At 55.8% G+C, this 13,916-nt stretch carries 12 protein-coding genes; 4 read left to right on the top strand and 8 right to left on the bottom strand.

Annotated elements, in window-relative coordinates; genetic code table 11:
* Positions 1-123 precede the first annotated feature (123 nt).
* From IPM61_12675 to IPM61_12655, 5 genes are all read right to left on the bottom strand, one after another.
* Positions 124-1,083 carry a GTP-binding protein gene (locus IPM61_12675; GenBank protein ID MBK8912169.1) on the bottom strand — a complete coding sequence of 320 codons (960 nt, stop codon included), beginning with the start codon at positions 1,081-1,083 and terminating at the stop codon, positions 124-126.
* A 190-nt stretch (positions 1,084-1,273) separates the two neighbouring features.
* Positions 1,274-2,653 carry a magnesium transporter gene (mgtE, locus tag IPM61_12670; GenBank protein ID MBK8912168.1) on the bottom strand — a complete coding sequence of 460 codons (1,380 nt, stop codon included), beginning with the start codon at positions 2,651-2,653 and terminating at the stop codon, positions 1,274-1,276.
* A 169-nt stretch (positions 2,654-2,822) separates the two neighbouring features.
* Positions 2,823-3,392: an Hsp20/alpha crystallin family protein gene (locus IPM61_12665; GenBank protein ID MBK8912167.1), complete on the bottom strand. Its 570-nt coding sequence runs from the start codon at positions 3,390-3,392 to the stop codon at positions 2,823-2,825.
* Between the two features lie 128 nt (positions 3,393-3,520).
* Positions 3,521-4,315 carry a universal stress protein gene (locus IPM61_12660; protein MBK8912166.1) on the bottom strand — a complete coding sequence of 265 codons (795 nt, stop codon included), beginning with the start codon at positions 4,313-4,315 and terminating at the stop codon, positions 3,521-3,523.
* 21 nt (positions 4,316-4,336) lie between these two features.
* On the bottom strand, positions 4,337-5,248 hold the full coding sequence (locus IPM61_12655) for a universal stress protein (protein ID MBK8912165.1): 912 nt from the start codon (positions 5,246-5,248) through the stop codon (positions 4,337-4,339).
* A gap of 150 nt (positions 5,249-5,398) precedes the next feature.
* On the opposite strand from IPM61_12655, the gene IPM61_12650 reads away from it, so the two are divergent.
* The 4 genes from IPM61_12650 to IPM61_12635 are packed head-to-tail and all read left to right on the top strand — an operon-like array spanning position 5,399 to position 9,745.
* Positions 5,399-6,838, top strand: a complete 1,440-nt coding sequence (locus IPM61_12650) for an FAD-binding protein (protein ID MBK8912164.1) — start codon at positions 5,399-5,401, stop codon at positions 6,836-6,838.
* Positions 6,835-7,779, top strand: coding sequence for an FAD-binding oxidoreductase (locus IPM61_12645; GenBank protein ID MBK8912163.1), 945 nt, complete (start codon positions 6,835-6,837; stop codon positions 7,777-7,779). Before IPM61_12650 ends, IPM61_12645 begins: the two co-directional genes overlap by 4 nt.
* 44 nt (positions 7,780-7,823) lie before the next feature.
* Positions 7,824-8,492, top strand: coding sequence for a thiopurine S-methyltransferase (locus IPM61_12640; protein ID MBK8912162.1), 669 nt, complete (start codon positions 7,824-7,826; stop codon positions 8,490-8,492).
* Entirely contained in the window at positions 8,489-9,745 is a 1,257-nt protein-coding gene (locus tag IPM61_12635; protein MBK8912161.1) for a (Fe-S)-binding protein, read from the top strand. The genes IPM61_12640 and IPM61_12635 overlap by 4 nt, the downstream gene beginning before the upstream one ends.
* Before the next feature lie 51 nt (positions 9,746-9,796).
* On the opposite strand, the gene IPM61_12630 is transcribed toward IPM61_12635, so the two are convergent.
* The 3 genes from IPM61_12630 to glgA form a co-directional block, all read right to left on the bottom strand.
* The gene (locus IPM61_12630) at positions 9,797-10,981 is read right to left on the bottom strand and encodes an ATP-grasp domain-containing protein (GenBank protein ID MBK8912160.1); all 1,185 of its coding nucleotides are present in this window, start codon (positions 10,979-10,981) and stop codon (positions 9,797-9,799) included.
* A 142-nt stretch (positions 10,982-11,123) separates the two neighbouring features.
* Entirely contained in the window at positions 11,124-12,275 is a 1,152-nt protein-coding gene (locus tag IPM61_12625; GenBank protein MBK8912159.1) for a hypothetical protein, read from the bottom strand.
* Between the two features lie 123 nt (positions 12,276-12,398).
* The gene (gene glgA / locus IPM61_12620; protein ID MBK8912158.1) at positions 12,399-13,847 is read right to left on the bottom strand and encodes a glycogen synthase GlgA; all 1,449 of its coding nucleotides are present in this window, start codon (positions 13,845-13,847) and stop codon (positions 12,399-12,401) included.
* Between the last annotated feature and the right edge of the window lie 69 nt (positions 13,848-13,916).

The raw sequence follows: 13,916 nt of genomic DNA, 5'->3' as shown, positions 1-13,916 counted from the left end.
ACGGGTTCCCCAAGAGTTACAATAAACATACGCCCCACGCCGCGCCGGCAACACTGACGCAGATCAGCCTTTTTTCGTGCTTTCTGTGGCATCTCTCACCCCCCCCCTCCCCCTCTGCTTCTTTCACTCCGCCACCAAACACCCCTCCACCCCTTCTTTCAATTGCTCGCCGTCAAGATTTTTCCCGATGAACACCAGGCGGTTGATGCGCTCGGATTCCCCCCACTGGTTCCCATACTCACCGCTCCATAAACGGTGCACCCCTTGCAGAACGTACCGCCGCAACGCCCCGGGAAGATTCAGCACCCCCTTCATTCGGAAGATGTTTTCATGGTTCAAGGCAAGCGTCAGGTCCAGCCACGCCTCGAACGCCACAAGGTTCATCTGCCCGGGAATCGCCAGCCCCACCGCGCCAATCGGCGATTGATGCGTGTGGCCCTGGTCATGGCTGTGGTCGTGGTCCCCCTCCTGCTGGATCAACTCTGCGGCCCCGAACCCGCCCACGGCAATCACTGCATCGCTCTCCACAGCGGCCCACTCCGTTTCCCGAATCTGCGCCAACGGGTTGATGGCACGGATTGCCCCCCGAACCGCCGCAAGCTCCGGCTGGGTGACAAGATCAATTTTATTGAGAAGGATCAGGTCCGCATAGGCCAACTGCTGGGCGGCTTCCTGGGTTGTGGAAATCTGCCCCAGAAGGTGGCGCGCATCGGCCAGGGCAACCACTCCATCCAGCCGGAAAGTTTCCCCATACTCTGGATGGTTGAAGAGTGAGATAATGGTGGATGTGGGCAGGGCAACGCCGGTGGTTTCAATCAGCAGGTGGTCTAGGCGGTGGCGGCGTTCCAACAGGTCATCTATCACCCGCAGAAGGTCATCCTGCAAGGTGCAGCAAAGGCAACCGTTGTTCAGCTCGTAGATGTCGGCATCCACCTGCACCATCAGTTCCGCATCAATCCCAACATCGCTGAACTCATTCTGGATCACGCCAAACCGAACCCCGTGATCGGTGCGAAGCAGGTTGTTCAGCAGTGTTGTTTTGCCGGATCCAAGAAATCCGGTGATGATGGTAATCGGAAGCATCGGGGAGTTTGGTAATTGCCAATGGGCAGCCGCCCCGATTTTGTCGGAGCCAAGTCTTTTTTGAGGAGTGAGGCGCCGAAGGCTAAAGACCTTTTATAAATCCCGACGAAGGTCGGGACGGCTACCGTTCGGTCGGCCAAAGGATAACGACCTTTTATCAATCCCAATTCAATCACGGCGGCCGTTTTTTTCAGAGCATTGTTCCGTGCAAGATCATCAGGGCGATGGAGAAGTAGACCACCAGCCCGGTGACGTCCACCAACGTCGCCACGAACGGAGCCGACGAGGTGGCGGGGTCAAGCCCTAGGCGTTTCAGGATGAACGGAAGCATGGAGCCGGTCAGCGTCCCAAACAGCACGATGCAGATCAGCGACAGGGCAACCGTCAGCCCAAGCAGGAACCAATGCTCCGGGTAAAAATCGAACACCGTGTGCCAGACAGCAATCCGGCAAAAACCGATGATGCCAAGAATCAGCCCCAGCATCGCGCCGCTGAACAGCTCGCGCCGCATCACCATCCACCAATCGCGCAGCCGGACCTCGCCCAACGCCAGCGCACGGATAATCAAGGTTGCGGCCTGCGAGCCGGAGTTTCCGCCGCTAGAGATAATCAGCGGAACGAACGAGGCAAGGACGATTGCGCGGGCCAGCTCATCCTCAAAATATTGCATGGCCGTGGCGGTCATCATCTCCCCCACGAACAGGACCACCAGCCATGTTGCCCGCTTTTGCACAAGCCGGAGCATGGGGGTGTCAATGTACGGCTCGTCCAACGCTTCCTGTCCGCCGAACTTTTGGATGTCCTCGGTGGCTTCTTCCTCCACCACGTCCAGCACGTCGTCAACGGTGACGATGCCGACCATCACCCCTTGCTGGTCCACAACGGGAAGCACGGTGCGGTCGTACTTGCGGAAGCTCTCGATGGCCGATTCTTGGTCATCCATCACCGACAGCTGGACGTACTGGTTATCCATGATGGAGCGGACGGTGGCATAGAGCGGCGCGACCAGGAATTCGTGGATGCGGATGTCATCAATCAAGCGGTTGTCGTCGTCAACCACGTAGATCCAATCCAGCGTCTCGATATCCTTTGCTTGGCGGCGGATGTAATCCAGCACTTGCCGAACGGCCCAGTCCGGCTTCATGGCAAGGAAGTCCGGGGTCATCAGGCGGCCAACGCTGTTCTCGGGGTAGGAAAGGAGCGTTTCGGCAACGGTGCGTTCCTCGCGGGTCAGCATCCGCATCAGCTTCTCGGCAGTCTCGTCGGGAAGCCCTTCCAGCAAGGCGGTGCGGTCGTCCGGCGACATCGCGTTCAGGATGTTGCGGACGTTATCGTAGGGGAGTTCGGTAACCAGCTGGTACTGCTGCGGCAGATCAAGGTGGGCAAACATTGCCGCCGCCACCTCGTTATCAATGTTGCGGAAAACGGCCAGCTGCTCCCCTTCGGAAAGATCATCAACAAGGGCGGCAAAGTCCGCCGGCTCCCAATCTTCGATGATGTCGCGGAAGGTCTCGAAATCCCCAACGGCGATTAAATCTTGCAGTTCCGGTCGAAGGAGTTTTTCAATCATCAGGCTGCGCTGAGTAAGCGATGGGCATGGACAGTAATGAAGGGAGTAACGGGGCGCAAGATAACGGGGAAACAACGATTACCGTGAAAACACTTGTGGGGACATGGCGTGCCATGCCCCCACAGGTTATCGTTCTCTTTTCCGCTCCCCTCCCATCCCCCTTGCTCCGCTACTGAACGTCAATAATCCGGCGATTTTTCTGGACCTGAACCCGCCCAAAACGAATCTCCAACACCCCTTCCTTGAACGTTGCCGAAACCTCCTCGCGGTTGGCATCCTCCGGCAGCGGAAGCGTGCGGGCGAACGCCCCGTAGCCCCGTTCGGTCATCAAAATTCGCTTCCCTTCTTCCGTTGGTTCCATCTTCCGCTCCCCTTTCAGGATCAGCGCGTCGTCGCTGATTTCAACTTCCACATCGCCACGCTGCATCCCCGGGGCATCAAGGTAGATAACGTAGGCGTTTGGTTCTTCACGGATTTCAATCTGCGGGCTCCAGCTTCCGGTTTCGTTCTCCGCCAATCCTTTCCAAAGCTCGTTGATTCGCGTGCGGACGCTTGGCCAGCTTCCGGTTTTCCATTGTGTGGTGACGCGTTCCACTTCCTCGGCAGCTTTTTTCAGCTGGTCCGCAATGTTTTTGCGGAAGGCATCGAACGTTGGCTCGTCCTGGTTCGATTGGCGGTTGTTCTGGTTGTTCCCTTGCGGGGTATCGTCGTCGTTGATGGTGATGTTGAAGTTATCCATGGTTGTTCCGTTGGTGGGTCTTGATGTTATTTGGAAAACTGATTGCACCACCGAACGTCGCGGTGGCGCGGGGAACAACGGAAGCTACAGGCGAATGTTACACGCTGCGTTTCCCCGTACGTGCGTGCTCATAAACGGCTCACTTCAACCGTGCATCGTGAACGCGCGGCCACCGCTGCCGAGACACTTCCCAGTAACGTCCGTTGGTAAGGGGTCATGCTACGGGCACCGATAACGATGCAATCAACTTCCCATGCTTCTGCTTCGGAAAGGATCACGCTACGCGGATCCCCCATGCCAATGATAGATGTATAGGATAGCCCAGCCTGCTGCAATTTCTTCCCAATACGCTCATGCAATTCCATTGCAGCCTGGCGTTCGCTTTCTATTTCTTCCATTGAGTATCCACCAGAAACAGCGGTTACAATCCAGACTTTTGTGGATTCTGGCCATGTTCGTTCCAGCAAGGATTGCACCCCATGCTCACTATCAGGCGAGCCATCAACCGCAAGCAACAACCGCACGGGATAATCACTATCGCGAACCTCGCCTTTAACAACCCGAACCGATGTTGCCGCTGCTGTCAGGATTTGCTGCGAGACGCTTCCAATCGCCAAATCGGGCCGCCGCGAAAGCCCCTGTGAACCAAGAACAATCAGATCGGGCTTCCATTCTTGGGCGAATAAAAGGACCTCACGGGAAGGCGTGCCACGACGAAGTTCAGCGTGTGCTTCCCATTTTGGGAAGGCTTGTTGAAGCATTGGAAGTGCTTGCAGTGTGCAATCAAATTCTGGAGCGTTGTGCCATGGCTCAATAACAGAAATGATGATTGCTTCGGCTTCGGTAGGAAGCCCTGCTCGTTGTAATCCGGCAATAGCACGTTCGGCATCTGCCGAACCATCATAGGCGATTAAGATTTTCATTCTGTTGATCCTGTTGTAGTGTTACACAAGCAAGGCCGCCGTTGCCCGTTTCCGCACCACCTCCACGCTGCAATGTGCACGGGGAACAACCGCACGCGAGACGCTCCCCAGCAGCAATCGGTCTATCGGGTTCAGCCCTCGCGCACCCATAAAGATGCAATCAGCCCCCCACCCCTCCGCTTCTTGAAGGATCATCTGTTTTGGATCCTCATATCCAACCACTGCCGAGGCCACCAGCCCGGCTTGCTGCAATCGCTGTTGGAGCACCTCCACGGTGCGTTGCAGATGGGCTTCGGTGGATAATCCTTCCGTAGCGTCCCACACCGAAATTTCGGGAACAACCGGGGGAGCCATGGCTTCAAAGATCGGTTCGACAGCAGCAATAACCCGTGCTTCGGTCCCAACCCTCCATTTCCGTGAAGTAACCGCAGCGGCAACATCTAATGAATGAGAAGAACCATCAACAGCAAGAAGCAATCGAGTTTCCTTGCTAAACGATGCGCGCCCACGGGCAACCCGCACCGAGCAATCCGCTTCCGACATCACCGATTGCGAAACGCTCCCCATAAACATTCTGCCAAGCAACGAACGCCCGTGTGAACCGATGATGATAAGATCAGCATTCCACCGGCGCGAGCAGTGAATAATGGCCCCAGTCGGCGACCCTCCCGACTCCTCGGTTTCCACGGTCCATGCCGGAAAGCGTTGCCGCAAGTATTCCGCCGCTTCCTTGGCTGTGGAGTGTGCAAGCTCCATTGCCTGCTGCATCCGTCCGGCGGAAACGCCAGCCCCCAATTTTCCCGCCGAGAACCCCATCTCGGCAACGGTTACAACCATCGCTTCCACCCCCTCCGATGGAAGCCCTGCACGGTCTAACTCAGCCAACGTATCGCGTGAACATTGCGAGCCGTCGTAGGCAATGATAATCTTCATGGCACACTCCTTTCTGGATTAGTTGATGCCTGTAATTTAGCAAGGCCTACGCTGGGCGTTCCTGAGCCATGTCAGCTTTCTGGCCAACTTTGTAGGATTCGGCAGGTTCGCCCCTTTCCATCAGCTGATTTCCCCTAACTTCATCCCACCATGAAACCGGTCCCCACTGAAGCTATTCGGCAACTTGCGGCGGCTGTCGGTCCTGAGCACGTGATCGTTCAGCCCGACGAGCTGATCGTTTATGAGTGCGATGCCTACACGCTGGAGCGGAACGCCCCGCAAGCAGTGGTGCTTCCGGCAACAACGGAAGAAGTTGCGGCGGTGGTTCGCATCTGCGCAAACCACGGGCTTCCAATCATTCCTCGCGGTGCCGGAACCTCGCTCAGCGGAACGGTGCTGGCCGTTGATGGCGGGGTGGTGATGGCCACCACCCGAATGAACCGTGTCCTTTCGGTGGACCCACGCAACCGCCGCGCAGTTGTTGAGCCAGGGTGTGTGAACATCTGGGTGACAAGGGCCGCGCAAGAATTTGGGTTGTATTACGCCCCCGACCCCAGCAGCCAAATGGCCTGCACCATCGGCGGGAACATCGCCACCAACTCCGGCGGCCCACACACCCTGAAGTATGGTGTCACCACCAACCATATCCTTGGATTCGAGATGGTCCTGCCCGATGGAGAAATCGTTTGGCTGGGAACCGAGATAGATGGCGGCGAAGATGTTGATGGCCCCGATCTGCGCGGCGCAGCAATCGGAAGCGAAGGGATGTTTGGGATTGTCACGCGGGCATTGCTGCGGCTGACGCGATTGCCCCAAGAGTACCGCACCATGCTTGCCATTTTTGAAACCGTCGAGGATGCAAGCCGCGCCGTCAGCCAAATTATTGCCAGCGGAATCGTGCCGGCAGCGTTGGAGATGATGGAGGGCATTATCATCCAAGCCGTGGAGGAACGCTACCGATTCGGGTTCCCGCTGGATGCCGGGGCGGTGCTGATTATCGAGCTGGATGGCCTGCACCCAGGGCTTCGCCGCCAAGCCGAGCAAGCAATCGCCTTCTGCACGGGGAACGGCGCGCGCAAAGTCCGCCAAGCCAACACCCCGCACGAACGCGCCGAACTGTGGAAATGCCGCAAACGCGCATTCGGCGCGGTTGGCAAACTCAGCCCCAATTTTATGACCCACGATGGCGTTGTCCCCCGGTCCAAATTGCCGGAGATGATGCGGTTTATCAGCACCGTTGCCGAACGCTACGGGATGCAGATTCCGAACGTCTTCCATGCCGGCGATGGCAACCTCCATCCGCTGATTTTGTACGACGAACGCAACCCTGAGCAAATCCGGCAGGCAATCGCTGCCAGCCATGAAATCTTGCGGAAATGCATCCAGCTTGGCGGAACCGTCACCGGCGAGCATGGAATCGGCGTGGAGAAAATTGATTTTATGGCCGAGCAATTCACCCCCGATGACCTGGATGCCATGCGAATGCTCCGCACGGTGTTCGACCCCGAAGGGAGATGCAACCCCCATAAAATGTTCCCCGGCGCAATGCGTTGCGCCGATTTTTTCCAACGGAAGCAAATTCCCGCATGATACCGCAGCCAATTTCCATCGAACAGCTTGCCAGCAGCTTGCGAAACGCGGCAGCAACCGGCGCGCAGATCGTTGGTTGGGATTTGTCGCTGCTCCCCCGCTCCATCCTGCACCGTGCCGACGACCTAACGGTGACGGTTTCATCGAACGTCACGTTGGCCGAACTACAGTTGGCACTGGCCCCGCACCGGCAATGGCTTCCGATTGACCCACCGGCAACAACATCGCCAACAATCGAGCAAATAATTTCCAGCAATCTAAGCGGTTCGCGCCGCTACGGCTACGGAACCATTCGGGAACAGAGTATCGGCATCACCGTGATGCTGCCGGATGGGCGGGTGATACGCTCGGGAGGCCAGGTCGTGAAAAATGTGGCGGGGTTTGACCTTTGCAAGCTGTTTGTTGGAAGCCAGGGAATAATCGGGATAATTCTTGAAGCCACCTTCAAGCTGCGCCCGTTGCCGGAATCCGAAAAATTGTTCGTGCGGGAATTTCGCACCCTTTCCGAAGCGGATGCCTTCATCGCTCAAATACTCCAATCCCCCGTCACCCCAATATTGCTCGATCTGCACAACTGCAACGATGCCGGAAGCTGGAATATTGTTATCGGTTTTGCGGGGGCAAGCGAGGATGTGGCGTGGCAAGCGGATATTCTGGATTCCATCGGCCGATTTCGGGAATGCGACGGCGGATATATTGATTCGGCAATTCAGAGAATTCCGGAAATACATAGGGCGAACTCCGTTCTTCCCTCGCAATTATGCGCGGCGATTGCATCCCTGCCAAACATCCCGATCCTTGCCCATGCCGGGAATGGAGTTTTTCGCAACGGAACAGCGGGGCAAAAAAGCTCCAACGCCAACGCGAATCTTCTCCGACGATTAGTCCAGAAATTTGACCCAGCTGGGGTGTTTCGCATTGGAAATTCAGACACAGAGTAGAAACGGAAATACGATCAGCAAATATCACGTAAACAATCACGCTCATGGAACCATCATTTTGGGAAGCTCGGTGGCGGAAAAATCAAATTGGATTTCACCTGTCCGAAGCAAATCCGTTGTTGAAGGAATATCTGCCCGCCTTGCGCCTGGAATTGGGTAATTCGGTGTTTATGCCGATGTGCGGCAAATCGTTGGACATACTCTATCTGCGCGATCAAGGCTTCTGCGTGGTTGGGGTCGAGCTAAGCGAACTTGCTGTTCGAGCATTTTTTTCCGAGAACGAACTCGCGTTCACCGAATCGCAAAATGGCCGTTTTTTGCGGTTTGAATCGGACGGAATCACCATTCTTTGCGGCGATATTTTTCACTTGCGCAAGGATCACCTTGCCGGCACTTCGGCCAGTTTCGACCGTGCAGCGTTGTTCGCCTTCCCGCCAGAAATGCGCCGCCGATACGTTGAGCATTTCAACAACATCTATCCGCCATTGTTCAAGACGCTGCTGGTAACGGTGGAGTATCCGCAGCACGAAATGTCGGGACCACCTTTTTCGCTTGAAGAGGCCGAGGTGCGGGAATTATTCAGCAATTGGAAGGACGTTGAATTGCTCCACACTGCCGATGTTTTGTCGGGAAATGCACACCTGCGCGAGCGGGGAATAACCGCCTTGCAGGAAAAAGTTTTTCTGCTTCGGAAAGGAGATTCCCTGCCATGAATCCGGCCCCGATTCCGCCATTTCTTGATCGGGAAAAATCGGATGCTTGCATCCATTGCGGGCTATGTTTGCAAGCGTGTCCAACATTTTTAGAAACGGGAAACGAGAACGATTCCCCGCGCGGGCGCATCCATTTAATGCGCGGATTGGACGATGGCAGATTTCCGCTCACCAATGGCATTGCCAACCACATTGACCGCTGTTTGGGTTGCCGTGCCTGCGAAGCGGTTTGCCCAAGCGGAGTGGAATATGGAGCGATGATAGAAAGAACTCGCGAAATTATTCGCCAGCACCGCACCATGCCGCTGCCAAAACGATTGCTGCAACGCGTCGTGGTGGAACGGCTGCTTATTTCGCCAACGGCGTTGCGGTTATCCACCGTTTCAGCACGGTGGATGCAGCGGATTGGGGGAATGGCATTGCTTCCGCAACGACTACGCGCAATGGCTGCATTGCTCCCACCAAAATCCAGCAATAACACGGCAGAAAAAATTACCAGGCAAGGGGTACGTGAAAAGAAAATTGCGACAGGAATAATGGGTGGATGCGTTGCCAGCGTGCTATTTCCTGAGACAAATCGCGCCACAATTTCGGCGGCGCAAGCGTGTGGCTATCAGATAACTGCTGATTCGGGGAGTGCCTGCTGCGGGGCAATTCATGCACACTCTGGAAATATGGAGCAGGCAAGAGCCCGCGCACAAGCAATGATCGCTTTTTTTGAGCGCGCTGAGGTTGATGTTGTTCTTGTACATGCCGCCGGGTGTGGCTCAACGATGAAGGAATATCCTCAATTATTCAACGGCAACCCGCAGTGGCACGCACGCGCCGAACAATTCAGCAGCAAGGTGCGGGATGTAACGGAGATATTGCACGAACTGCCGGATGATTTCAACAAAAAGGCAACGAACCACCCGCGCACGACCTACCACGATGCCTGCCATTTATGTCACGCGCAGAATATCGCCGAACAGCCGCGCACATTGCTGCGGAGCATTCTTGGCGAAAACTTTGTTGAGCTTCCCGAAGCAGATATTTGTTGCGGCAGCGCGGGAAGCTACAACATCACCCAGCCAGAGCTTGCGCAGCGGCTTGGCGCACGGAAAGCAAAAAATATTCTTGCAACCGAAGCAACGGTGGTGGTGGCGGCAAATATTGGGTGCATCATGCAGATTCGTGCAAGCCTTTCGGCTGCCGGGGCCAACGGTGTTAGGGTGGTTCACATTGCCGATTGGGTGATGGAGTTCGGCCAATAAAAAAAACGCTGGGCCGGAAAGTATTTTTTCCGACCCAGCTGCGATGCGCCGTTACGCCATTGGCACGTGCGCCAAGAAATCTTGCGCAAACCGGGGATAATACATTGCAAGGATTTCCTCCAACCGCTTGGGATCGGGCGATTTCAGGATCATTCCAGCGTAATGTTTTTTCTTCTGGATCCACGCCACTTCGGGATCGGTGTAGGCGGCCATGTTCGGTTCTTCTTGGCGTGCCAGCGTGAAGATTCCGGCTCCGTATTCTTTGTTGGGCGTTGGCAGTTTATACTTCTCTCCTTTTGGCAGCAATTCAATTTTTGCCCATTCGTGCCACAAGCAAATTCCGGTGGAGTGCCAGATAATATCGGGGATTCTTGCACCGCCAACGCGCGCACCCGCTTCAAGGAAGTAGAATTTTCCATCATCCTTCCCCTTGATGTACTCAATATGAGTGCATCCCCATTTCAGCCCCAACCCTTTTATCACTTTTTTGTTGACTGCCTGCAACGCTTTTTCGTCTTCGCTCCCTTTTTCCAACATTCGAGAAGTGAAAATGCCGCCGGAGGTGTTCAGGTCCAGCATTGGCATGCCATATTTTGAGCAGCTTGCAAACACCACTTTATCATCCGATACCAGCGAATCAACGTGGTACAGGTCGCCGGGGATAAAACGCTCCAGCAAATAATGGGATTGCTTATCGCCAAGCTCGTTCAGCTTTGGCCAAATTTCATCTGGGTTGAAGATTTTTGTGATCTTCATCGCCGAAGCGCCCATTCGTGGCTTCAGCATCCATGGCCCGGTGGTGTTCTGGAAATACTCACGAATTTCGTCGTGGTTCAAAATTCGGGTGAATTCTGGAACAGGGATTCCTTCCTCCTCCGCTTTTTTCCGCATGGCCAATTTATCGCGGAAATACCGCGCCGTGGTCTCCCCCATTCCTGGGATACGGGTGTGTTCGCGCAAAGCAGCGGCCACCTCGATGTCGAACTCGCCAAGCCCAACAATTTTGTCGAATTTCTGCGTCCGCATCAGATAGCAGACCACGTTGCGAACAACTTTCTCGTCGAATAAATCGGGGACGGCGTAGATATCATCAATGGATTCTCGCGGCCAGGCTTCCTTCAAATATTTCTCCTCGGTTAGCAAAAAAACTCGCCAGCCAAGCCGTTTTGCTTCAATCAGGAACGGGCGCCCGAACAGCGCGCCCACGACACAGAGTACTGCAGGACGGTTATCCATAAGATTCCTCGGTTAATGGAGGTTGATGTGTGAAGTTGGAAGGAAGCACGAACAACGTGCTGAATTTTTTGCGGGAAATGGAGGCAGCCCCGGCTACGTCGGGGCCGCTACCGTTCTCAAATATCTCTTCTGTTTTTGGCCGTTACCCGTGTTCCAGAACCACATTTTTCAGGCGTTGCCATGCCAGCAATCCATCGGCAAGGTTGGTGCGCCAGTTCCCCCACGTGTGGCCCTGGACGTACTCCAAGCACGTGGTTTCTGCGCCAACGTTTCGCAATCGTGCGTACATGATGCGGGTTAGCTCACGGGCATCGCAAACGGTTCCGGTTTGCAGAACGAACAAGATGTCGGGCGCGTTTTTCAAGGCCGACGGGCGGAAGATTGCGCCACGGGTCACCCAGTAGGCAGGGCTTTGGGCGATTACCGCACCAAGCTGTTTGGGGAAGTCAAGCGCGGTTTGCGTGGCAAGCAGCCCGCCAAGCGAAGCCCCCGTAACGCAGCGGTCCTGCGGGTCCTGGCTGATGGTTACGCCACGTTCTTTCCAGATTTCCACCGCTTTCGACATCACTTCTTCCGCGCAGAACCGCTCGTAGTTTTTGTTGAGCGCGTACTCCGTGTGGCGATTGTGAGGGGGGATAAAAATTGCGCAGGTTGAAGGGAGCTTCCCGGCCGCCATCAGATGGTCCAGGATATAATGGAATCGCCCGATACTGATCGCTTCCCCACCATCGTGAACCATCAGCAACTGGTGCTCCACCAGCGGATCGGCAGGGGCGTTGTGGGGGGTGAACAGGAAGAACTCGCGATCCTCATGCAACGCCTCGCTATGCAGGCTGTGGCGGGTGATGGTTCCCCGCTGCAATGTTTTGCTGCCTGGGGGGGGCGTTAGGAAGGAGCGGTCTTCGTACTCATCCATCCAGAATTCGGAGTTCACGCCGAACCCTTCGGCAGAAGTGTGGGTGTTTCCGGGATCAAGAATCCAGTTTCCATCCACCACCAATTTGTACTGAAGCCGCGCCGTGCGGGGGAACTCTATCACCGCCTGGAACAGCTTGGTTTCGGCAACACGCTCGAACGGAACCGCCATTTGCCAGTAGGTCCAATCCCCTGCCAGCATGACATGGCTGGCATCGCCATAGAAAAAGAAATGCGCCCGGCCTTCCAATGCCATTGGGGTTCCGCACTCCCGCTTTATGGTAGCATACAACGCCGCTGCTTTCTTTTCCCGCTCGGCTTTGTCCTCAATGTCATGCAGATCTACCAGTTGCTGCTCGTATGTTTTCAGTTTGTTCATTCTGTCGGTTGATCGTCCAGAGAAATGCCGCCAGCGCAATAGTTCCCTTACTTCGTGTGCAAGTTCGCGAACCCTTGCGCCAAGCTGCGACAATGGGTTGGGCATTCGTTAGGATGTCGGTAACTATGATGTCAATCGCAGATATAGCCGCAGGTACTGCTGCACCTGTGCCTCCCACGAATAGTTCTTCTTCATGCCATTCCGCATGATTTGCCGCCACACCGGGCGGTTGTGCCACGTGTGGATTGCGAACTCAATGGCCCAGTAAAGCTCCTTCGGTGAGAACCGCCGGAAGACGAACCCCGTGCCGTTTCCGGTGGTTGGGTCGAACTGCTGGACGGTATCGGCAAGGCCGCCGGTTTTCCGAACCACCGGAACCGTGCCGTAGCGAAGGCTGTAAATCTGGTTGAGTCCGCACGGCTCGAACCGTGAAGGCATCAGGAAAATATCCGCTCCGGCCTCAATCAAATGCGCCAGTTCGTTACTGTATCCCTTGTAGTAGCAGACCTTCCCCCGGTGGCGAGCTTGGACCCCGCTGAAAAATTTCTCATATCGCTCATCCCCGCTTCCCAACACCACCAGCCGGATGTTCCGCCGCGAAAGCACTTGGTCAATCGTGTCGAACATCAGATCGAACCCTTTTTGGTCGGTCAGCCGCGAGACGATCCCGAGGACCGGAGCCTGGGGGTCGTACGTAAGGTTCACCCGGTGCAGAAGGTCCTGCTTGCTGGCTTCTTTCCCGCTCAGGTCGTTGATGGAGTAGTTGTATTTGATGAACGTGTCTTTCTCGGGGCTCCATTCGTTGTAATCCACCCCGTTGACGATCCCGACCACCGCCCCGCCACGCTGCCGCAGGAAGTGATCCAGCCCCGCCCCCCCTTCTGCTGTTCTGATCTCCTTGGCGTAGGTTTTGCTGACCGTGGTGATGGCATCGGCGTAGAAAATCCCCGTTTTCATCCAATTGACGATGCCGTAGCGAAGGTCGTCGTTGTCGAACCGGAGGCGGTACTCCCCCATCCCCACAACATCAATCGTGCTTGCGGAAAACACCCCTTGGTAGGCCACGTTGTGCAACGTCAGCACCGTGCGGGTGCGGCTGAACAGGCGATCCCAGGAGTACAAGGTTTTCAGCATCAGCGGGATAAGCCCGGTTTGCCAGTCGTTGCAGTGCATGATGTCGGGGGCGAACCCCATCCGCTGGCAGCACTCGATGGCAGCTTTGGAAAGAAGCGCGAAACGGAGGTATTCGTCGGCGGAGTCGGTATAGACCGAGCCACGGTGGTACAGTTCGGGGCAATCAATCAGGAAGACCCTGGCGTTGCTGTCGGGAAGCATCCCCCCCCACACCGAGAAATGGATCCAACGCCCGCCAAATTGCAGCCCGATCCGCTGCATCGAATCCACGGGACGCAGGTTGTATTTCTGCGTCTCCACCATGTTGTACAGCGGAAGGAAGACGCGGACATCGCAGCCGTAGCGCGCCAGATATTTTGGAAGGGCACCGGAGACATCGGCAAGGCCGCCGGTTTTTGCGTAGGGGACGACTTCGGAAGCAACGAAGCAGACGTTCATAGGTTGGCAGGGATTCGGAAGAATGGGACAGTTGAAGCACCGGGGCCGAAGATACAACGGCGCGGAAAG

This window comes from Chlorobiota bacterium (assembly GCA_016710285.1).
Classification (GTDB): domain Bacteria; phylum Bacteroidota; class Ignavibacteria; order OLB7; family OLB7; genus OLB7.
Note: the sequence above shows the minus strand (reverse complement) of the source record. Positions and strands in the feature narration are given on the sequence as shown.